The sequence below is a fragment of the Acetobacter sp. UBA5411 genome (assembly GCF_002409645.1).
Lineage (GTDB): Bacteria > Pseudomonadota > Alphaproteobacteria > Acetobacterales > Acetobacteraceae > Acetobacter.
Genome location: NZ_DHNR01000033.1, coordinates 161,138 through 181,961 on the forward strand (window position 1 = coordinate 161,138; position 20,824 = coordinate 181,961).

The 20,824-nt window shown below is 53.5% G+C and carries 15 protein-coding genes and 1 tRNA gene; 9 read left to right on the top strand and 7 right to left on the bottom strand.

Going from position 1 to position 20,824, the window contains the following annotated elements:
* Positions 1-74 precede the first annotated feature (74 nt).
* A complete protein-coding gene (locus B3759_RS11670; RefSeq protein WP_291366064.1) occupies positions 75-3,137 on the top strand; it encodes a rhamnan synthesis F family protein in 3,063 nt (1,020 codons plus the stop codon).
* A gap of 51 nt (positions 3,138-3,188) precedes the next feature.
* Positions 3,189-3,265: transfer RNA gene (locus B3759_RS11675), tRNA-Arg, on the top strand.
* A 400-nt stretch (positions 3,266-3,665) separates the two neighbouring features.
* Here B3759_RS11675 and B3759_RS11680 read toward each other — a convergent pair.
* From B3759_RS11680 to pxpB, 5 genes are all read right to left on the bottom strand, one after another.
* Complete coding sequence (locus B3759_RS11680; RefSeq protein WP_408736482.1) at positions 3,666-4,928, bottom strand: MFS transporter; 1,263 nt, start codon at positions 4,926-4,928, stop codon at positions 3,666-3,668.
* Positions 4,929-4,988: 60 nt separating this feature from the next.
* Positions 4,989-5,912: a DMT family transporter gene (locus tag B3759_RS11685; protein ID WP_099348850.1), complete on the bottom strand. Its 924-nt coding sequence runs from the start codon at positions 5,910-5,912 to the stop codon at positions 4,989-4,991.
* 150 nt (positions 5,913-6,062) lie between these two features.
* On the bottom strand, positions 6,063-6,830 hold the full coding sequence (locus B3759_RS11690; protein ID WP_291366066.1) for a LamB/YcsF family protein: 768 nt from the start codon (positions 6,828-6,830) through the stop codon (positions 6,063-6,065).
* Positions 6,827-7,837 (bottom strand): biotin-dependent carboxyltransferase family protein, encoded by a 1,011-nt coding sequence (locus B3759_RS11695; RefSeq protein ID WP_291366067.1) that lies wholly within the window; start codon positions 7,835-7,837, stop codon positions 6,827-6,829. The genes B3759_RS11690 and B3759_RS11695 overlap by 4 nt, the downstream gene beginning before the upstream one ends.
* Positions 7,834-8,547: a 5-oxoprolinase subunit PxpB gene (pxpB, locus tag B3759_RS11700; RefSeq protein ID WP_408736483.1), complete on the bottom strand. Its 714-nt coding sequence runs from the start codon at positions 8,545-8,547 to the stop codon at positions 7,834-7,836. The genes B3759_RS11695 and pxpB overlap by 4 nt, the downstream gene beginning before the upstream one ends.
* Positions 8,548-8,903: 356 nt before the next feature.
* On the opposite strand from pxpB, the gene B3759_RS11705 reads away from it, so the two are divergent.
* Genes B3759_RS11705 through B3759_RS11720 form a run of 4 tightly spaced genes read left to right on the top strand, consistent with a single transcriptional unit; the run spans position 8,904 to position 11,921 of the window.
* Positions 8,904-9,659, top strand: a complete 756-nt coding sequence (locus tag B3759_RS11705) for an SDR family oxidoreductase (protein ID WP_010666352.1) — start codon at positions 8,904-8,906, stop codon at positions 9,657-9,659.
* Between the two features lie 29 nt (positions 9,660-9,688).
* Positions 9,689-10,102, top strand: coding sequence for an acetyl-CoA carboxylase biotin carboxyl carrier protein (locus tag B3759_RS11710; RefSeq protein WP_291366068.1), 414 nt, complete (start codon positions 9,689-9,691; stop codon positions 10,100-10,102).
* Positions 10,099-11,466 carry an acetyl-CoA carboxylase biotin carboxylase subunit gene (accC, locus tag B3759_RS11715; RefSeq protein ID WP_291366069.1) on the top strand — a complete coding sequence of 456 codons (1,368 nt, stop codon included), beginning with the start codon at positions 10,099-10,101 and terminating at the stop codon, positions 11,464-11,466. The genes B3759_RS11710 and accC overlap by 4 nt, the downstream gene beginning before the upstream one ends.
* On the top strand, positions 11,463-11,921 hold the full coding sequence (locus B3759_RS11720) for a biotin/lipoyl-containing protein (protein WP_291366070.1): 459 nt from the start codon (positions 11,463-11,465) through the stop codon (positions 11,919-11,921). Before accC ends, B3759_RS11720 begins: the two co-directional genes overlap by 4 nt.
* 326 nt (positions 11,922-12,247) lie before the next feature.
* Here the strand turns inward: B3759_RS11720 and B3759_RS11725 are convergent, their stop codons facing one another.
* Together B3759_RS11725 and B3759_RS11730 are read right to left on the bottom strand one after the other, a co-directional pair.
* Positions 12,248-13,450 carry a pyridoxal phosphate-dependent aminotransferase gene (locus B3759_RS11725; protein ID WP_291366071.1) on the bottom strand — a complete coding sequence of 401 codons (1,203 nt, stop codon included), beginning with the start codon at positions 13,448-13,450 and terminating at the stop codon, positions 12,248-12,250.
* 315 nt (positions 13,451-13,765) lie between these two features.
* The gene (locus B3759_RS11730; protein ID WP_408736484.1) at positions 13,766-16,228 is read right to left on the bottom strand and encodes a TonB-dependent receptor plug domain-containing protein; all 2,463 of its coding nucleotides are present in this window, start codon (positions 16,226-16,228) and stop codon (positions 13,766-13,768) included.
* Between the two features lie 336 nt (positions 16,229-16,564).
* On the opposite strand from B3759_RS11730, the gene B3759_RS11735 reads away from it, so the two are divergent.
* The 3 genes from B3759_RS11735 to B3759_RS11745 all read left to right on the top strand — a co-directional run bounded on the left by B3759_RS11735 (position 16,565) and on the right by B3759_RS11745 (position 20,452).
* Positions 16,565-17,503 (top strand): LysR substrate-binding domain-containing protein, encoded by a 939-nt coding sequence (locus B3759_RS11735; protein ID WP_291366072.1) that lies wholly within the window; start codon positions 16,565-16,567, stop codon positions 17,501-17,503.
* Positions 17,504-18,069: 566 nt separating this feature from the next.
* Positions 18,070-19,710 carry an RNA-directed DNA polymerase gene (locus B3759_RS11740; protein ID WP_291366073.1) on the top strand — a complete coding sequence of 547 codons (1,641 nt, stop codon included), beginning with the start codon at positions 18,070-18,072 and terminating at the stop codon, positions 19,708-19,710.
* Positions 19,700-20,452 carry a hypothetical protein gene (locus B3759_RS11745; protein WP_291366074.1) on the top strand — a complete coding sequence of 251 codons (753 nt, stop codon included), beginning with the start codon at positions 19,700-19,702 and terminating at the stop codon, positions 20,450-20,452. Before B3759_RS11740 ends, B3759_RS11745 begins: the two co-directional genes overlap by 11 nt.
* Positions 20,453-20,824: the final 372 nt, after the last annotated feature.

Below are 20,824 nucleotides of genomic sequence, written 5' to 3' on the forward strand. Positions count from 1 at the left end.
GTAGGTCAGACTTCTGAATACAGGCAACAAGCGTACATATTGCCCCCTGCTGTCCACCGTGAGACAAATCCTGCATGACCATGACCGCTCCAGACGACAGGATCAGCGCTCTCCACGGCCTCATCTCCCAATCGGGTCTGTTTGACGCGGTCTGGTATGCGAGCCGCCTGCCTGCCTGTGAGCAGGATACGGATGATCTCATCCGGCATTTCCTGACCGAAGGCACGCGAAGCCAGCTTGATCCCGGCCCCCTGTTCAACACAGCCCGTTACCTGAAACAGTGCTGGCATCTCAGGCCCGGCATGGACAACGCGCTGGTGCATTATCTGACGCATGGCATTGAGGAAGGTCGGCTCGTTGAAGGCGTGCATGACCGACGGGTTCACAATGACCAACAAACGACGGTTCCTACGCGCCTGACTGCCTTCCCGGCTCCCCTCCCCAAGATTGCTGTTGTCGTCCACGTCTTTTACCCGGACGTTCTGGAACACAATATTCTGCCCCGCCTGAAGCATTTTGGTTGTGCGTATTCCCTGCTGATCACCACCGACAACGAGGAAAAAGCCACCCACATCGAACAGCTGATCGCGGATAACCTGCCTGATGCGCAGAGTTTTATCCGCGTCACCCCAAACCGAGGACGCAACTTCGGCCCGGTCCTGTCCTGCTGGCGGAATGCGCTTCTCGAACACGACCTGTTCCTGCATCTCCACACCAAGAAATCGCTCTACACCGGCTCAGACCAGCAGGAATGGCGGGATACACTGCTGGACACGCTTCTTCCGACGCAGCAGGGCGTCGCCGGGATCGTGCGACGCTTTATGGAGGACGCAGCGCTCGGCGTGCTTCAGTCCGCCCCCGGTCCGACTGTGCCTTGGTGGGCCTGGACCTGGCTGACCAACAAGGCCGCCGCACGTCCCCTCCTGAAACGACTGAACGTCACACCACCCGACGGCTATTTCGATTATCCGGCTGGCGGCATGTTCTGGGCACGTTCCAGCGCTCTGGCACCCCTGCTGGAACTTCCCTGGTCACCGGACGACTTCCCGGAAGAAAGCGGCCAGACGGACGGCACAACGGCCCATGTCATCGAACGCTGCATCGGTCTCGTCGCCCGCTCCACAGGTCACCGCCTCGATGAATATGACCGGAGCGCCGGTCTTATCCGTGTCGGCTACGGGCGTCGCAACCTTGATCTATATGAACGTCAGACCCCGAAAGACCTCGTCGCCGCCATCCACACGGCGACGACAGTGTCCTTCGATCTGTTCGACACCCTGCTCACCCGGATCGCCCTCACCCCGGACACGATCCATCACGCTGTCGCGGATCGCCTCGTCCGCACATTTCCGCAACTCACCCCTTCCGGCGCGAATTTCCTGTCTCTGCGGAAGCAGGCCGAACACGCTGCCCGCGAAGCCCTGTTCGGCACAGATGACGTGACGCTGAACGACATCTACACGGTGCTTGCCACCCTGACAGGCTGGCCGGACGAAGCACTGGCTCTGGCGCGCTCCGAGGAAGTGAGGATCGACCAGAACGTGCTGCGTCCTCGTCCGGCCGTGATGGACGCACTCAGACTGGCGCGTGCGGAAGGCAAGCGGACGCTGCTTGTCAGTGACACCTACCTGACCCGGACCGAGCTTGATCCCGTTCTGGAACGAACCGGCATCCTGCCTCTGATCGACGAGATTTATCTGTCGTCCGAACGCCTCGCCCGTAAGGATCGCGGGGATATGTGGGATCTGCTGCGCGCAACGGAGCAGACCGACACGCTCCTGCATATTGGCGATAACGAACAAGCCGATATCCAGCGCACGGCGGACCTGCGGATACGCCACCACCATGTGCTGTCCGGCCTCAACATGTTGCGCCTGTCACCGCTGGCTCCGCACGTATTCGACTGTCTTTCCAGTCCGCCGGGCACATCACCTCGCCATGCGGAACAACGACGTCTCGCAGGCGATATCCTGCTTGGTCCACTGGTCTCCAACCTCTTTGCGTCGCCATTTCTCGATCCGGGAACACCAGGCAGTCATGTGGCCAGCCTGACCACGCCCATCACCCTGACTGGACCCGAAACCGTGGGACGCGTTCTGCTTGGCCCCCTGCTGACGACGTTTCTCGCCCGTCTGGCGTTACACCCGGCCCTCGCTGGGCTGGAGCATCTGCATTTCCTGTCGCGCGAGGGGCACTTTCTGTGCCGCCTTTATACGCACCTGCGTGCGCACTGGCTGCCGCATCTGCCGGAAGCATCCGTGTTCCCGGTCTCGCGCCGTGTCGCCATCTCTGCGGCTCAGGCCGTGCGCTTCGATCCTGAAATCCTGTTCCATTCGGGCGACGGTTACCGCGGCAGCATGGCGGACCTGCTCGCCGCACGGCTGGGCGTGATCGTCCCGGATGATGATTCCCTGCACGACTTGATTGTGTCGCTCCCAGAAGACCGGGCGACCACCCGCAACCTGACGCGGCTGCTACAGGACACCATCCTTCAACAGGCGCACACCAGTCGGAATGAACTGCTGGCATGGGCGGCGTCACAGGGGATTGAGGCGGGGGCCGAGATCCGGCGAGGTGTGGTCGATGTCGGATATGGCGGCACGATCCAGCGCCATCTTCAGACTGCGCTGAATGTGCCGTTCACAGGCTTTTACATGGCCGCCGAACCCGGCATGCGGCGCGTGGAGAAAACTGGCGGCCTCGTTTTCGGTCTGCTCGCCAATGGCGAACGGGCTGGGGCCTTCCGACAAGATGCCTCGATCTTTCTTGAGTCGATTCTCACTGCACCGCACGGACAGGTGACTGGTTACGACACCTCTGTTTCGCCTCCTCAACCGCGCTTTGCGGCAGCGGGCCTCAGTCAGCAGAATTTCATGGTGCTCACCCGTATCATCAATGGAGCGGAAGAGTATCTGAGCGATCTGCTGGAGAGTTATGGCCCCAGCGTGCTGCACGCCCTTCAGCATGGAACGGTTGCTGCCCTCGCTCCCCTCTCGGCGCTCCGGAGCGGTGCAATCCGGCTGTCACCCGCCATTTCCGATGTTCTTTTCACCGAGGATGCCTTCTGTGGGAGAGGAGAAATCAGGGCGATGGATGAGTGTTTGCCGGACCGCGCTGAAAAAATTTCAGAAAAATGAAATGAAGGGGATTGCGCGGTGGCTTTTTCCTTTCTATAAGGCCGCCACGACGCACCCGTAGCTCAATTGGATAGAGCACCAGACTACGAATCTGGGGGTTAGAGGTTCGAGTCCTTTCGGGTGCGCCATTCTTCCTGAAATTTATGAAATTCAGCAGAACACGCAAGCAAGCGTGAATAGCTCTCTGTCTTTTTCAGGATTTCCGCTCTCTGCTGTCGGGCTCTCATTCTCCGATTACTGTTTCACAACCCGTGAAATGAGCATGATGGTCGCGTTACCGCGATAGTGTGGTTTCGATGTGGCCGTGATGCAGTCAGACCGGACATTGCGGTCCGGCCTAACGCGCCTGTAGCGTGCTATGAACCTAGGTTAGTGTTATTGGCCGTGGCTGTGCGGTGTCTTACCAGAAGAGCTTGTCCGCTGAGGTAAACCGTAATGTTCTGCTCGGGGCATCTCTGAATTACATTCCCTAAAATAAAGGCCTCTCAAAAACCCTTTTGGCTTCGCAGGATGTTTCACGAACAGACTTCAACTTGTCCTGATTGTGTCCCTGACAGCAAAAACCGAAAAAAGCCCTGCACCCACCAACGCTACGGCGCACATATACCAGGCAATATCGAACTGTCCCGTCAGTGAGACAATATATCCCGTCACAATTGGTGCCAGAAGGCCCAAAGAGTTACTGCACGTGAGGGTGACGCCGGTAACGGTGCCAATTCTGTGGCCATCCTCTACCAGATCGGTCAGCAGCGCCGTGTTGGCCCCATTTGCCGCAATAAGACATGCCATCGCGACAGACATCACCAGAAGAATGGGCTGCATCGTATGGAACCACGGCAACATTCCGATGGAAGAGGCTCCCATCAGGCAAATGAAGACAATGAAACGTCGTCTTTCCGGAGCGGCATCTTTACGGAAAACAATCGCCTCGAGAACTTTGCCTATCACCACGGCACCGGCTGCCGCTGCAAGATAACAGAGCGCCGTTCTTGTGCCTGTGCGCGTAATATCAATGTGCAGTTCATGAATGAGATAAAGCGGCATCCACGACATCATCAGAAAGTTGAGATAATTCTGTGTGCACTGAACGGACAGGATTCCCAGAAAAGATTTGGATTTGAAAAGGTTTTTTATTTCCTGAAAAGAAATGACCGCACGCGGCGCCATTGCCTCTTTTTCCACTGGATTGCGGTAGATCATCCACCATACCAGCGCCCAGACAAAGCCGATGCCGCCGAGAACAATGAACTCACAGCGCCAGCTGAAAAACGTTATGAGCCATGCTCCGGCGATTGTTCCTCCCGCAAGACCAAGCTGCATGCCGGTCAGGAGAACAGTCATGACAGAACCACGTTCTTTTGGGAGCGCCCAGTTTCTGACGACCGTAGCGCCCACCCCGAATGTGGGAGCCTCCCCCACTCCCAGCAGGACACGAGTCAGCAGAAACTGTGAAATCGTTTGTACAAAGCCGCCAAGCAGCATCGCAAAAGACCAGACAGAGACAGCAAGGCTACCGATCAAACGTGCCCCGGCCTTGTCGAGGAGAATCGTTGAAGGCAGATTCAACAGGAAATACGACCAGAGAAAACTGGAGGAGACCCATCCCATCTGCACTGGTGTCAGACTGAATTCTTTCCCAAGGTCCGGCATCGCAATTGAAAGCGCCGCCCTGTCTCCATAGCTGATGACGTACATCAGAAAGACCAGGCCAAAAAAGACATAGCGTGATGCTATTTTTTTCTGAATCGTCACAACGTTTTCGGAACACGACACTGTCTGATTAAATGGCATGACGGTTCACCGAAGAGCAGAATGGAAGAAGAAGAAACAGAAGTCTGTCCATAAGCATGGTCACGACCGGGCTTCATCGACGGTTGTCAGAACATCTTCTGTTGCAACAGGCGCTTTTGAAGGCCGTTCACCGCGAAGCATCCACACACCGGACCCGATAATCAGCAGTCCACCAGCCAGCATGGCCAAGCCGGGAATCTCCTGAAAACCGAACCATCCGATGAGTGCGGCCCAGAGCAGACCGGAATAGGCGAACGGACCAATCGCTGAGACCTGCGCGGAGGCAAAGGCTTCCGTCTGGAGAACCTGAGCGATTCCGGCAAAAGCCCCGACAGCAACAAGACAAAGCGCATCCGCCATATGCGGTGTGGTCCAGATGAACGGGAGCGGCGCTGCCGTCATGACCGTCATCAGGATGGCCTGCCACAGGGAGATGGTTGTGCTGGCTTCCGTGGCGGAAAGCTGTCGGATCTGCATGGTCGTCAGCGCGCCGACCGCCCCCTGCGCAAGTGCGACGAGGTAAGCCCATGTCGGCACAGCGGCCGCACTGCCGTGCAACAGCCCTTTCCCAAGAGCCACGACAACAACACCGGAAAAACCGATACAGACGGCGATCCAACGCTGAAGCGAGGGTCTTTCATGCAGAAGCGGAATGGAAAGAATGACCAGAAAAAGCGGCTGCGTGTAGGACAACACCTGCTGTTCCGCCAGCGGCAGACGGGTGACACTGACCACCACCATAATCATGCTGATCAGGCCGATAACCGACCGCAACACGTGGCCTTTGAAATTTCTGGTCCGAAGAACGATGGTTGAGCGTGATGCGATGATAAGAACAAACGGCAGTGAAAAAAGATTTCGGAAAAAGATGATCTCGAGAGCCGGCAGGGTAGAGCCCGTCAGTTTCTGAAGCGCATTGAGCAGAGCCGTAAAGAAAGTCGCTGACACCAGAAGCATCGCGCCACGCTGAAGATCATGCTTCATGCTCACCTCATTTCAGAATACGGCACTGGCATCTCGCAACAGCCGGGGAAGAAAAATGTTCAGGCGCTATACTATTACGATTATGCAACTAAATGACGACAAGGAAACGATTTTTCTTCTGTCAGGCACTCTTTTTCCTCGATAGAGGCGTCAGTCGTGCAGTCTGTGCGCTGGCGTCAGCACCGCTCCGCAGGCATCCATCTCGCCACGAATGGCTTTTGCGATATCGAGCGAACCCGGCGTGTCGCTATGAACCAGAATCGAACGTGCCTTGATCGGCATCCGCACGCCGTCAATCGTTGTCACTGAACCGTCTTCAAGAAACTGCCTGACACGGGCACGCACGCCTGCAAGATCATGAATTACCGCACCCGGTTGACCACGTGGCACCAGCGTTCCAGCAGAAGTGTAGGCCCGATCAGCAAGAAACAGGGTGTGTGTCTTCAATCCGACTTTTTCGGCGGCACGCTCAGTTGGCTGGCCGGGCATGCAAAAGACCGTCAGATCCTTATCAAGAGCCGCAATTACACGAACCAGTCGAAGGGCACGATCATCATTCTCATTGGCCATGGTGCCGAAAGCGGCATGATAGCTCACATGCGTGACACGATGACCGTGACGGGCGGCGACTCCCTGAAGAGCACCGATCTGACAGGCCAGCATGGCTTCCATATCCGTATCGGAAACAACCATGGTGCGTCTGCCAAAACCGATAAGATCAGGCAGACCCGGATGCGCGCCGATCCCAACACCCTTTTCTTTCGCGAGCCTGACAGTATGATCCATGATTGCATAATCACCGGCATGATAACCACAGGCGATATTGGCGGACGAGATCAGACCCATCAGCGCGTCATCATCGGCCATTGTCCAGCGGCCGAAGCCTTCGCCCATGTCGGAATTGAGATCGATCTTCATTTCTTGCCTCCGGCCTTTCCGGACTCTCGACGCATACAGGAATTACGATAACGGCTGACCATCAGCTTCATGTTTTCAAGCCAGGCTTCGACAGGCCGCATGGCGTCAACCCCTTCCTCGTAACTGCATTCCTGAAAACGGATGCGGGAACCGATCCGCGCCTGAGCGAGCCGCCAGAGATCCGCCTCGATGACCGTAGCGATACGGGGATAACCACCTGCCGTGTTGGCGTCCGCCATCTGCACGATCGGTTCTCCAGCGGGGGGCACCTGCACAATACCCGGAACAATCCCGTATGAACGTAATTCCACAGGGTTTGTAAGCTGAAGTTTGTCCCCGCTCAGCCGATATCCGACACGGTTGCTCTGCGGTGTGATCTTCCACTCGCAATTCCGGAAAATTGCACGGGATTGCTCGGTAAACAGCAGATAATCTGTCGCCGGAATAAAACGGAGCGTCACAACGCCTGGCGTCTCGGTGTCATTTCCGTTTTTCAAAGCCACTGATGGCGGAAGCACGGCGTAACCGGAGCAGGAAGCGCCCCCGGGACGAATACCCAGTGTGTCGCCTGCCTCCAGAAAACGTCCGGACAGGCCCCCAAAGCCACCACGAAGCTGCGTGCTGCGTGAACCAAGTATGACCGGAACATCAATGCCGCCCGCCACGCAGACATACCCTCGTGCGCCATTACGCGGCGGTCCGATACGGAGTGTCTGTCCGGCAGAAGCCGTGACTGCCGACCAGGGCAGGAGCTTTCGTCCGTCCAGCTCCATGTCGGCGTCGATCCCGGTGACGGCGAAGCTGGCGGGCGCATCAAAACGCAGCAGGAACGGAAAGGTCTGCAATTCGATACAGGCATCGTCAGGCTGGTTTTCAAGCAGAATATTCCCGGCACGTAGCGCCAGCATATCCATGACACCCGAGCTGCCAACACCAAGATTACGATAGCCGGGTCTGCCACAATCCTGAACGGTATTCAGCGGTGATGTTTCGAGAACAGTGATCACAGCACGATACTCTCAGGATAGAAACGAATGCGGTCCCCGATCGCAAACAGGGCTGGCGGCTCCTTCATCGGATCGAAGAGCGTGATTTCCGTAAAACCGATCGAGTTCCAGCCATTCGGTCCGGTCAGGGCCGAAATGCCTGCCTGCATCCCGCCAATCGTAACGGTTCCGGCCAGCATATGCAGGGACGGAACCGATTTGCGTGGAGTAGCGATACGCGGATCGAGACCGTGCAGATAACCGAAACCGGGAGCACTCCCGATGGCGCAGACCGTGTATTCATTGCCGTGGTGAATGGAGATCACTTCCTCCGGCGTCAAACCGGCATGATCTGCGACACGCTGAAGATCCTCACCAAGTTCGCCGCCATACTGGACACCAATCTCGAACAGACGCCCCTTGATGTGTCGCTCCGGCAGCGTGTCCCAGGCGTGACGCAGCCATGCAGCAATCTGCTCCGGATCTTTCGGGAGTATCTTGAAAACGAGCATCAGATTCGTGACACCCGGAATAAGTTCCTGCACGTCGCTGCGGCTTTCAGCGGCCTCGATCAACGCCCAGATGCGACGTTGATGCGCCATCGTGAAAGCACCCGGCGCTTCAAACAGCATCGCCTTGGTGCCAATCATGCTGATGACCGGCGCTTGATCACCGGCCAGACCGGATTTCTGATCTGACAGGGTGATGCTGCGTTCCGAAGTATCTGTCATGTCATCATTCAAAATACACGGTCCAGTCCTGTCTTCCCAGTGTCGCCTTCACAAAAGGAACGCCGGAACCGCTCAGGAAAAGCTGATTTCCAATCCGGGACACCGCTTAGTGCCCATTATGGAAAATAGAATTGTTTTCGAAATGATTTCCAGCCCTCTTCCGGATGTGAGGTCATCGGATAATCTTATAGGTCGTGAAGAGCGGGCCTGCGGTATAGTATTATCTTATGACGTGAGAACGAACTGCTCTTGGCGCTGGAATCGTTACGATACTAGCATCATCGCAGAACTCTCAATTCCGCTTGTTTTCCTTGCGGATAGAGCGCTTTTTTTGTTTCAGAACCGGGATAATCAACATGAGCAGTCAGCCGTATCGTAACGCTCTCGTTACAGGCGCTTCCTCCGGAATCGGTGCGGCGATTGTCAGGCGGCTCAGGGAAGCCGGTCTGGAAGTCCATGCCGTGGCCCGTGACGAGAAGCGTCTGGCGCAACTGGCGGAAGAGACCGGCTGCATCCCTCACGCTGTCAGTGTGGCGGACCAGAAAGGCATTGAAGCACTCATCAAGGACATTGAAGTCGATGTGCTGATCAACAATGCCGGGCAGTCCCGCACAGGCAACATCACAAAGACGACACCGGAGGACATTGACGCGCTAGTTGATGTGAACCTTCGCGCAGTCCTGCAACTGACAGCACTTGTCGTGCCGGGCATGATGCAGCGGGATCGCGGACATATCGTCAACATCAGCTCCATTGCGGGTCATTACGCTTTCGCTGGCGGCAACACGGTCTATCACGCGACGAAGGCTGGCGTTCACTCTCTTTCCCAGCAGCTTCGCTGTGACCTGTTCGGGCATCATATCCGCGTCACCGAAATCTCCCCGGCCCGCGTGGAGACGGAAGTCTTCGGTCGCCTGATTGGCGATATGGCCGAAGCGAAAAAGCGGTTTTTCGATGAGTATGAATCGCTTCTACCGGAAGATATCGCGAATTCGGTTGCTTTTGCCGTGCTCGCACCGTCACGCATGAATGTCAGCTTCATGGAAGTTCTGCCAACCATGCAGGTCGTGGGTGGACTGAACTTCGCAAAGAAAACCGCCGACAAGGTCTGAAAACAATGGACATCCCGCGGATTCAGCATTTGATAGATCTGCTCGCTCGTTCTCCGATCGACGAACTTGAGATCGAAGAAAGCGGATGGAAAATCAGGCTGACCCGGGGGATCGGCAGTGCTGCGGTGACGCCTCCCGTCCCGCAGCGCACGCCGAGTGAGACCACACCGCGAAAGGAAACGGATACCACTGCCGTTCCTCAGCCCGTAGAGCAGGTCATTCCTTCACCGACCTACGGCGTTTTCCATATCTCGCCCTCACCCGGAACACCGGCTTACGTGAAGATCGGCGATGTGGTGGAAGCAGGGCAGCAGGTCGGTCTGGTTGAAGCCATGAAAGTCTTCAATGCGGTCAAGGCGCCCCAGTCCGGGCGCATTACAGAAATTCTGGTGGAAGATGGCGCTGAAGTGGAGGCGGGGACTTCCCTGTTTCGTCTGGCATGACTGATAATCGTCGTTTTAACAGAGTCCTGATCGCCAATCGTGGTGAAATCGCATTACGTATCCAACGAGCCTGTCGACAGCTTGGCTTGGAAACTGTGGCCGTTTATTCAGACGCAGATCGGGAAAGCCGGCATGTGCAGGAGGCTGATATCGCCCTGTGCATTGGTCCGGCCGCCGCCTCCCGCAGCTATCTGGATCAGGACGGACTTTTGCTGGCGACACGGGCGACGGGCGCTACGGCCATTCATCCGGGCTATGGCTTTCTCTCTGAAAATGCAGACTTCGCTGATGCTGTTGAGGAAGCCGGTCTGACGTTCATCGGTCCGACCGGGACTTCAATCCGGATGATGGGCGACAAAATCACGGCCAAACGCACGATGTTGGCCGCAGGTGTGCCCTGTGTGCCCGGATCAGACGGCCCGCTGCCGGAATCTCCTGATGAGATCCTCGCGCTGGCTGAAAAGGTTGGATTTCCCGTTATTGTCAAAGCGTCGGGCGGTGGCGGTGGGCGTGGAATGCGTGTCGTACATCGAGCCGAAGATCTGATCGAAGCGGTCGGCCTGACCTCACGCGAAGCCCAGCAGGCATTCGGAAACCCGACTCTGTATCTCGAAAAATTCATGCAGAAACCGCGTCATATCGAGATTCAGGTTCTCTGTGACACGCATGGAACCGCTCTCTGGCTTGGCGCCCGTGACTGCTCGCTACAGAGACGTCATCAGAAGGTTCTGGAAGAAGCGCCGCCACCGGGCATTGATCCCGCAGTTATCGCGGAAATTGGTGAACGCTGTGCCGAAGCATGCCGTCACATTGGCTATCGTGGCGCGGGAACATTCGAATTTCTGTATGAAGACGGTGTGTTCGCTTTTATCGAGATGAACACACGTGTGCAGGTTGAGCATCCCGTCACGGAACAGATCACGGATGTCGATATTGTCGCGGAGCAACTCCGCATTGCTCAGGGCGACAGACTGACAATCCGACAGGAGGACATTGTCTTTCGTGGCCATGCCATCGAATGTCGCCTTAACGCAGAAGACGGTCTGACATTCCTTCCCTCGCCCGGCACTGTGACTCGCTGGGATCTACCCGGCGGTCCAGGTATCCGGGTGGATAGTCATGTCGTGTCTGGCTATACGATCCCGCCTTATTATGACTCCCTTATTGGGAAAATCATCGGTTATGGCGCGACGCGGGAAGAAGCGATTGCACGGCTGCAGGTTGCTCTGGCGGAAATGAAGGTGGAAGGCATATCGACGAATATCGATCTGCATCAGGATCTTCTCGCAAATCCGACTGTCCGGAAAGGCAGTATGGATATTCACTTTCTTGAAAAATGGCTTGAAGAAAGAGCTGCACCATGACCGGATCAGCCTCACAAATTCCTTCTTTTGATACGGATGAGATTGCCTCTATTGCGGGGATGCTCGCTCAGGCGGGGCTTGAGTCATTCGAAATATCAGGTCCGGATGGCACAAGACTTTTTATAAAGACTTCCCAACCAGAGCCGCAGTCTGAAACTCGGCATACACAGCCACCCCTGTCAAAGAAAACTAATGCTGCTAACACCTGCCGCGCGGTAAAGACGCCGTATTTTGGTGTCCTGACTTTCACCCATCCCCTGCGTGACACCCCGTTTGCACCAGTCGGCTCACATGTGAAAGCCGATGATGTTGTCGCCTTGTTAACGCTGGAAACACTGCAAATACCTGTTGTGGCATCGGTTGACGGTGAAGTTATCGAGATCACCGCTCAGGAAGGTGAACTGACCGGCTTTGGCACGGAAATTATGAAGATGCGTCCGACTTCAGCCGCTTAAATTTGAAACGTTTTTTGACTAATCAAGCGTATATCGAAAAATCCTGCATGTCGGTCATAGAAAAAAGCATTTGAGCCACAGGCCTGTATGCATTTAGACCGACTACTCAACATTCTATCATAGCAGAGCAATATTCACTCCACATCTTCATAAATCCTGAGTGCATACATCCGCATGCAGATAGGCACTAAGCTTGTACTCTTGTTTTTGCCAGAATCACTTTTCCACATTCATCTATAAAAAAAACGCGACTAGAAGGAAAGTAGATTCCTTTTGATCGCGTTTCATTATAACAGGGCTACAGCTATAGCCCTTTTAATGCGGCCCTATTTCAGCGACTGAACGAATTCAGCAATACGCTGGCATCCTTCACGCAATGTCTCCATACTGGTGGCATAAGAAATGCGGAAGAAAGGGCTCATGCCATAAGCACCGCCCTGAACGGTCGCCACCTGTTTCTCTTCCAGCAGCGCCATGACAAAATCAGCATCCGTTTTGATCTGTCGGCCTTCCGGCGTTACTTTGCCGATGCAGGCACTGATATCCGGATAAACATAAAAAGCACCCTGCGGGGTATGGCACTGCACGCCCGGAATAGCGTTCAGCAGACTGACAACAAGATCCCTGCGCATCTGATATTCGGCGGCCCGCTCACGGAGAAAGTCCTGCGGTCCTTCCAGAGCAGCAATCGCAGCGGCCTGTGCAAGCGTGTTGATACCGCTGGTCGACTGTCCCTGCATATTGTTCATGACGGCGATCAGTTCACGCGGACCACCACAGAAACCGACACGCCAGCCGGTCATGGCGTACGCTTTGGAAACACCATTAACGGTCAGCACACGCTCTTTCAGACGAGGCTCGACTTCCGCCAGCGTGCAGAAATCAAAATCATCATAGACGAGATGCTCATAGATATCGTCAGTCATGATCCACACATGCTCATGCTTCAGCATGACAGCCGCAATTTCTTCCATATCCTTTCTGGGGCAGCAGGCACCGGTCGGATTATTGGGGAAATTCAGCACGAGCCATTTGGTGCGAGGTGTAATCGCCGCATCGAGATCTGCCGCTGAAAGCCGGAAGTTACTGGCTGCCGGGCACGGAACCTGCACAATCTCAGCACCACCAAGACGGGCAATATCGGCGTAGCTGATCCAGTAAGGCGTTGGCAGAACAACCTCGTCACCGGGATTGATGGTGGCCATCATGGCGTCATAGATGATCTGCTTGGCGCCGTTCGCCACCAGAATTTCATCCAGCGCGTAATCGAGATTGTTCTCACGCAGAAATTTAGCCTGGATCGCTTTTCTCAGCGCGGGCTTGCCTGCCTGTGGCGGGTATTTCGTATCACCGCTGCGGGCTGCCTCGACAGCCGCCTCGACAGCATGAGCTGGGGTGGGAAAATCAGGCTCGCCGGAAGAAAGGCTGATGATTTTCAGGCCTTCAGCTTTTAACGCAGTTGCCTTGTCCGTCATGGCAGCCGAAGCAGAGATTCCGATCCCGTTCAGTCGATCAGCAAAGCCAGGCATCAGCTATTTCTCCAGCGCTTGTCCGGTTGGACACATGATATCATCAGGAACATCATAAATCATTTAAAGGCATTACAGATAGCGAGAAAAACACTCTGGCGTCATAGAACAATCCTATGAGCACAGACGTTTTTTATTCACTTAGCCTGCTCAGGCTACAAGTTTTCAACTGTAGTGTGATTGATTCTGCTCTATCGAACCAACCGAGAATCAAACACCCAGTTCTTTGACGCAATCCGGGCATTCTGAAAAATAAAATCACCTTCCTCGCGTGCGTTTCAGGCACGTGAGGAAGGCGGTCATCTCAAAATATTTTTAGAAATTCAGAGATGTTTTCACATAATACATTCCACCGTTGAAGCCATAAGGCGAGTAGGATGCATATTTCGCCAATCCCTGCTGGGAGTTTGCAATCGCACGCGGAACATGTGTTGGATACTTGTTTCCGAGGTTGTTCGCCCCCACTCCGACTGTCCACTGCGGCAGAATCTTGTAATCAACTTCCAGATTTGTAATGAACCCGGGATTCTGCATGAATGGAACACTGCCAGCCCCGGTCGGCGCAGCCATATAGATAACTGATCCGTAGCGCATTTCCTGAACGAAGACAGACCACTTTCCCATCTCCCAGTTTACGCTGATCTGTTCGCGGTTTTTAGGAGCTGCACGCAGCACCATCATTTTTGTGTATTCATTGACCAGATTGTCTTTTGCGGATCTGATTTCGTTATCCGAGAAGTTGATACCCATCGAAAACCGGAATTTACCATAGCGTCTGGTTTTCAGTGTGTAGTTCGCATTCAGGTCGCCACCAAATGTCTGCGTGTTATACAGATTGGCGTAATAGGAAAGTGTTGTGGCACTTTCGAGATTGGACTGGCGAAGAAGATCCATCAGTGCCGAATCATTTGTATTAACACTGTAGGATTTTGTGCTTCCCAGACGACCATTGATGGCGATGTAATACAGATTTCCCGTTATCTGAAAATTATCAACCGGAGTTGCATCAAAGCCAATTGTATAACTTCTGGAATACTCGCCTTTCATGTTGCCTGCGCCGAGATATTTGGCAACAGCACTGTTGGCCGGAACCTGATCAACCGTATATCCCGGATAAGGAGCCGAGTAGAAATATGACATTTCGCCAAGGGTCGGCGGGCGATAGCCGGTATTGATATTCGCACGAATGGCCCAACGCTTGTTAAAGTCGTAACGCGTTCCGATGGAACCCGTCTCGACCGTAGCAAGATTATTGTAGCTGGCGACACGACCGCCGAGCGTCCATTCCCATTTCTTCGTTATATAGAAATCAAGATTGACGTTGCCTTCATAGACATCACGGTTCTGATGGGTCACAGCCATCGGCACGTTACCGGGGTGATCAGTTGCACCGAGCCCTTCCCATGAAGCCGCCTCACCCTCGGTCATCTGGAAGGTATCGTGACGATATTCGCCACCAAATCTGAGATTGATGTCCTTGGGCAGGAAACTCGTATGGAAGGATCGTGAACCTCTCAAACCGGCAGTCATTTCGGACGCAATGGAAGCACCATCATAGAAAGACGTCTGGGTGCTGTCGGGGAGTGACATGTTTTCGGAATCTTTGGTTCCGTAATCCTGCTTGTCACGCCCGTAAGTGATGTAGGCATCCCATGCAAAACCAAGCTGATGCGTTCTGATTCCGTTATCCGTTTCGAAATCATACTGATCCATGGTGATGTAAGGCTGATTACCGAGAGGATACAGGTTTGTATTGATCCAGGTATCGCTGTCCGCGGCGCTTCGGTAGGTCTCGGCAACATTGGCGCGACGATGGGAAAATGTAGACGTGCTGTAAAACTGGAAACCTTTAGCTACCGGCACGGCCATATTTTCGCTGATCGTTTCCAGTGTCGATTTTGGGATACCAAGACCACGCTGCACATCGCGATTGGCAGTCTCATTCCGGGAATCGCTGAACAGGGTGCCGTAAAAATCGCCGCCTCTGGTTGTCGGCAACTGATGCGTCACCTGCGCGGCGAGATCAAGGTAGCCGCCGTTCTGTCCCAGCGCCATGCCATAGTTTGCCGAGCCATCAAGTCCCTGCCCGTCACCAGCATAGAAACCGCTGTTCTTGAAGTTGACGGTGCCGCCATGCGTATCGTGCTTGAGAACAATGTTGACCGCACCGGCGATGGCATCCTGTCCGTACAGGGCCGAAGCGCCTTCGGTAATCACTTCGATATGGTCGATGGCGGAAACCGGGATCAGCGAAATATCGGCAGGCTCACTGCCCCAGTTGGTGCCAGCATTGGAGTTGAAGTTCGCACCGATATGACGACGATGTCCGTTGACCAGAATTAGCGTATCGTCAGGTGACTGACCGCGCAGCTGCATGGTTTTCACGAAGGAACTGGCGCCGCCGCCGGGAAGCGCTGCCGTGGTGATCGCCGGGTTAGCCTGCGCCAACGCGGAGAGAACATCCGTCTGACCAGTTTTCATGAGCTCAGCGCCCGTTACGACGGTCACCTGTGTCGTGCTGTGCTGCGGCGTGGACGTCATGAAAACGGAGTTTCTTTTACGGGCGGCGACATGCACCACCTCAGCTTCCTTGGCATTGACCGACTTGGGCGCTACGTGAACCGGACGTGTCGATGAAGAAACGTTTTTCTGTGTCTTGTACTGCCTTACCGGCTTATGGACAGACACCGTCTCGGCATAACCCGGCACTGCCATGAAGGAACTGGCCATCATGCCGGAAGCAAGATACAATTTCTTTTTCGACAGACCCGCCATCATACTCTCCCGACACCCGCTTAAATGAGCACTTCTGTGCTGGTATGCATACGATACGGTTCCGTTATGATTTGGCGTCATACATATTAACGATACGTCATGATCTCCCCTTTCCAAGCGGAATAAGAAATATCGTTATTTGTTGAATTTTTCTTTGTTTTTCCAAAACATACATATTGTTCTTTATATGAAACAATAAATATCCCATGCGATTGCGCCATCCACTCAACGCCGCCATTGCGCTACAGGGCAAACATCCATAATCATTGAAGGCAGGAAATATCGCAGAGTCGAACGCCTGATATTTCTCACTGACGCATCATGCACCTGGGGATTCAAATGGACATCAGGCGCCTTCAGGCTTTCGTAAAGATCATTGACCTCGGGTCCATCTCGCGCGCGGCCGATCTGCTCAACATTGCACAGCCTGCACTCAGCCAGCAGCTGGCGACGCTGGAAAGCACATTCAAGAAGAAACTGGTCATCCGCAGCAAAAGCGGCGTTACGCCTACAGCAGCAGGCTCCGACCTCTATCGTCACGCGCAGACCCTGATCAAACAACTTGATCGCGCCATGACTGAAATCAACCAGGGAAGCGGGCCGCTGGTGGGCAAGGTCTCTGTCGGCCTGTCTCCCTACAGCGCCGGTTCCACCCTGTCAGTCGAGCTTCTGCGCCTTGTCCGAGAGCAGTTACCCGGCATCACGCTGCATCTGACCGAAAGTTTTGACGATATCTACAGCGAACTGGTCATGACCGGCAGGCTGGATATGGCCGTCATCCACGGTGCAGGTCCGATGAAAGGCGTCGTGTTTACGCCCCTGATGAAAGAGGAGTTCTTTCTGCTCGCACCGGAGCCTCTTGAATTACCATGCTCGGACACGGGCTCCGTGCAGCTTCAGGATATTGTGGATATTCCGCTTCTGGTGCCCCCCAGCCATAACTTCGTGCGCAAAAGCATTGATATGGCTTTCGTGCGTAAACAGCTGAAACCCCGGATCGCGGCTGAAATTGAAGCGCTGCTGACTTTAAAAGACGCGATTGTCGATGGTCTCGGCAGCACAATTCTCCCCTGGTCCGTGGCGAGCCGTATTGTCGTGCCCGGAAAGTCAAAGATCTGGCCGCTGCATAATCCAACCATCCATGAAGTCGTCTCACTTTGTGTGCCAGAGATGATTCCTGAGACGGAAGCCTCTTTGGCCGTCAGGGATCTGCTCATTGGGCTGGCAAAAGCCATGGCGTCTTCCCGCAACTGGCCGGGGACGCAGCCTTCTTTGTAATGTTGGGAAGTGGTGATTATGCCAAAAGCTCAATTGGTTTTGCATCAGCATCTCGAGTAGGCTTTTGGTGTAGTTGGATACTCACATGACCGAGGCCTGATAGTATTGGGTAACGTCTATAGGATACGCGAAATCAGCTGACAGTAACGGTTATTTCTATAAACTAATTAAGGATGATAGTTTCATATATAAGCAAAGGCAACGTTTACTTTTGGGGAAGAAAGAGGAAAGTCCGGTTCGCGACAGCCTCTTGGAAGACCGACGATTCAAAGGTCACTAATGGTTCAATTCTATGTTTTCAAAAACCATCATAGCCAACAATCTATTCAATCCCAATAATAATCATGGCGACGTTGAAAAATATGAAAATTCGATATTCACCGGAAAACTCATGCAGTAGCATAGAAATATAATCGATTTTTTAAAATTTGTGTTCATAGACATCCATCGTCAACGGACGTCTAAAGTATCCCATCACTAGACAGGAAAACCGATGGGCAGTAAATAGATTCTAGACTCTAAGGTTTGATATCCATTTACTAAATAAATTACGCAAAAGGACTAAAATGGTCAAAATTCAAAAAGATCATTTTCTTCGAGCCGCCCTTGAGATTGGTTATAGCGGCGACAATGACACATTACCTTACGATCTGGACGCTAGCTTCATCAAGGACAAGGCAGCCGATCTTGCCTCGCTTTGCTTTGCCTTTTTTCAAAGCGTGGATACCGGTCTTGTCGGGAAACCAACAACCTTCATGAATGGACTCGTGATCGTATCGGAACGACTTCTTGTTCCGTCTGGACCGCATGGCTTCCGCTTCACCACCAAGATCCATCCGTTCTGGAATCTCTATTTGAATGGCTTGGGTCTAGCTATTGCTGAGACAAATGAAGCGCAGCGGAGCGCCAGGGCCCACTCCTATCGGCTTGCTTCACAGGGACCAAGCTTTTTCGATCGAACCAGATCATGGCGTGCCTATAAACTTGCAACTTTAAATGAGCCCGACCTAGAAGCGGAAGGCGCAGTCGTCATCCAGACCGATATCGCAAGCTTCTACGAGCATATCTATCATCATAGGCTCGAAAATATCGTCAAAGACCTTGCGTCAGAATCAACTTTGGCGATGCAAATCGACCGTATTCTAAACAAGCTTGCCGCTGGCCGATCCTTCGGTCTTCCAGTCGGTGGTCAATGCGCGCGCATCCTAGCCGAAGTAATGATGACGCCTATCGACCGGTCGCTTACTGATGCTGGTCTCATCTGGCACCGCTATGTCGACGATTATACTTTGATTTGCCGTTCACAACAGGAGGCTTACAAAGCGCTCTCAGAATTGTCGCACGCGTTGGCTGACTACGGCTTATCTCTCAATCGTAGCAAAACGACCTTTCTGAGCGCCAAACATTATAGAGACTTCATTTCAGTGCAACTGGGAGAGGCTGACGATTCAAGTCTCGCATTGAGAGAGCTTGATCTCCATTTTGATCCATATTCGGACAATGCGAGCGCCGAATACGAAAAGTTAAAACAATCATTTGAGAAGATTGACGTTTCCTTTTTGCTCAATCTTGAGCGCGAGAAATCACAACCTGACAGCTTTGTGCTCGCACAAATCGGTCGCGCGCTTAAGTTTCAGGAACCGGCTGTGGCGGTCCAACTGTGCGCAACGCTTCTCAACCCGAATAATCTCGACTCGTTCCGTGCATCTTGGTCAAAAATCATGCGCGGTGTGTATGCGGTTCGATCAAACAATCAATTTGCATCCATCTTCGCTGCGCTCGACGATTTACTTGATCAGATCCCTGCCGCCAGTGGGCATTTGCTCATTCCTGAAGCCAATATGTTGCATTTCTTACGAGCAATCCGGTTCGTCAGAACAGATCGCCGTGGGGCGTTCGTTCGTAGGACCTATGACTCGACGACTTCATTCTCCGTCCGACGCGCCTGTATTGATTGCTGGAGGCATTGGGCAGACCGCTCAAATTTCACGCGTTTGCGCAACCAGTGGCAAAATCTGGGTGCCGAAGAACAAAGAATGCTTTGGCTAGCAGCTGGAGCATTCGGCGACGAAGGGCAGAAGACAAGAAGTCAACTACGTGGTTCGCTTGCGCAGGCTTGGCGACTAGGCATTGAAACAGACACTGTTACTGACACATCAGACACCTTTGCTGCTTGCTACGAAGACTGGGTTAAGCATGCCATTTAACCGATTGCCGAGCCGCGATCCAAGAACCGTTGCGTGCGACATTCCGGGCGTTCTCGATATTCTGTTTCCGCGGTTAACTGGTGGACTCATCAACTCCTTGAACGCAACAATGTTCTCGTTTTCCGGCATTAGTCCGGTCCCCGACGAGATTATCAATAAAAGTCAGCTCCAAAAGGCGATGATGTTTGACCTGTCGATGGTGCGTGCAGAGAGCGAGTTGCGGAGCGGAATGCCCGCGTCATGGGAAGAGTGTCTAGCAGTCGCATCGAAGCGGCAGCGTCGTCATTTTGACGCACGTATTCCCGAAAAGCTTGAACCTAATGATATCTTGATTGCCGATCAGGCTGCTTGCAATCTAGTGGCTATGTTGAGCAGCATTCAGACTCAATATCCGTCTGACATTTTAGAACATGCCCCTTTTATTCCAGGTCTTGGCTGGGTGGCATCTGGAAACGGGGATTTCGCGATTGGCTCGACGCTCATCGAGGTCAAGCACATTGAGCGGAACTTTGGTGCAGCCGATTTCCGCCAAGTTTTAATGTACTGGCTCCTTCGATACGCGCAAACCATTGAGAATGATACTGTCATCTGGTCAAATGTTTTATTTCTAAACCCTCGGCGCAACGCAGCACTCTTAGTGAATTATAATGATCTGCTCCGGTCGGCATCCGGGTTGATGACCCGCATTGAACTGGTGGAGTTACTACGGTCTGTAGTCGGGCAGGATTTAGACCGGCGCTAAACTTTTTAACACACAAAAATTTGCACATTCCGTCATAAAGAACATTGCCTTACAAACTAAGAATATCGGTTTCAGCATTGTAATTTTCAAAATTTTTTATATTTCAAGGGGTTAACCTAAATATTTCAACGTATAATCTCTGTTCTAATCGTCGTTTGGACCGTCTGTCATCGGCAGCCATGATAGTGCTAGATGCTATCGTCGTCACCGCTCTGAGGCGATGCGCCACTAAGGGACATCTATTCCAACGATAGAACTCCAAGCAATGATGTGCACTTTGCGAAACATAGCTTAGAAGCTCGTATTTCCGGGACGAAAGTGAAAACTGATATTCCACACAACAAACCATAAACCGGGATCAAAGGGACCGCG

Bases quoted from the DNA above. Each gene is read 5' to 3' on its own strand.
- B3759_RS11670 (WP_291366064.1), top strand. From the start codon at position 75: ATGACCATGACCGCTCCAGACGACAGGATCAGCGCTCTCCACGGCCTC.
- B3759_RS11680 (WP_408736482.1), bottom strand. From the start codon at position 4,928: ATGCCATTTAATCAGACAGTGTCGTGTTCCGAAAACGTTGTGACGATT.
- B3759_RS11685 (WP_099348850.1), bottom strand. From the start codon at position 5,912: ATGAAGCATGATCTTCAGCGTGGCGCGATGCTTCTGGTGTCAGCGACT.
- B3759_RS11690 (WP_291366066.1), bottom strand. From the start codon at position 6,830: ATGAAGATCGATCTCAATTCCGACATGGGCGAAGGCTTCGGCCGCTGG.
- pxpB (WP_408736483.1), bottom strand. From the start codon at position 8,547: ATGACAGATACTTCGGAACGCAGCATCACCCTGTCAGATCAGAAATCC.
- B3759_RS11705 (WP_010666352.1), top strand. From the start codon at position 8,904: ATGAGCAGTCAGCCGTATCGTAACGCTCTCGTTACAGGCGCTTCCTCC.
- accC (WP_291366069.1), top strand. From the start codon at position 10,099: ATGACTGATAATCGTCGTTTTAACAGAGTCCTGATCGCCAATCGTGGT.
- B3759_RS11720 (WP_291366070.1), top strand. From the start codon at position 11,463: ATGACCGGATCAGCCTCACAAATTCCTTCTTTTGATACGGATGAGATT.
- B3759_RS11725 (WP_291366071.1), bottom strand. From the start codon at position 13,450: ATGCCTGGCTTTGCTGATCGACTGAACGGGATCGGAATCTCTGCTTCG.
- B3759_RS11730 (WP_408736484.1), bottom strand. From the start codon at position 16,228: ATGATGGCGGGTCTGTCGAAAAAGAAATTGTATCTTGCTTCCGGCATG.
- B3759_RS11735 (WP_291366072.1), top strand. From the start codon at position 16,565: ATGGACATCAGGCGCCTTCAGGCTTTCGTAAAGATCATTGACCTCGGG.
- B3759_RS11740 (WP_291366073.1), top strand. From the start codon at position 18,070: ATGGTCAAAATTCAAAAAGATCATTTTCTTCGAGCCGCCCTTGAGATT.
- B3759_RS11745 (WP_291366074.1), top strand. From the start codon at position 19,700: ATGCCATTTAACCGATTGCCGAGCCGCGATCCAAGAACCGTTGCGTGC.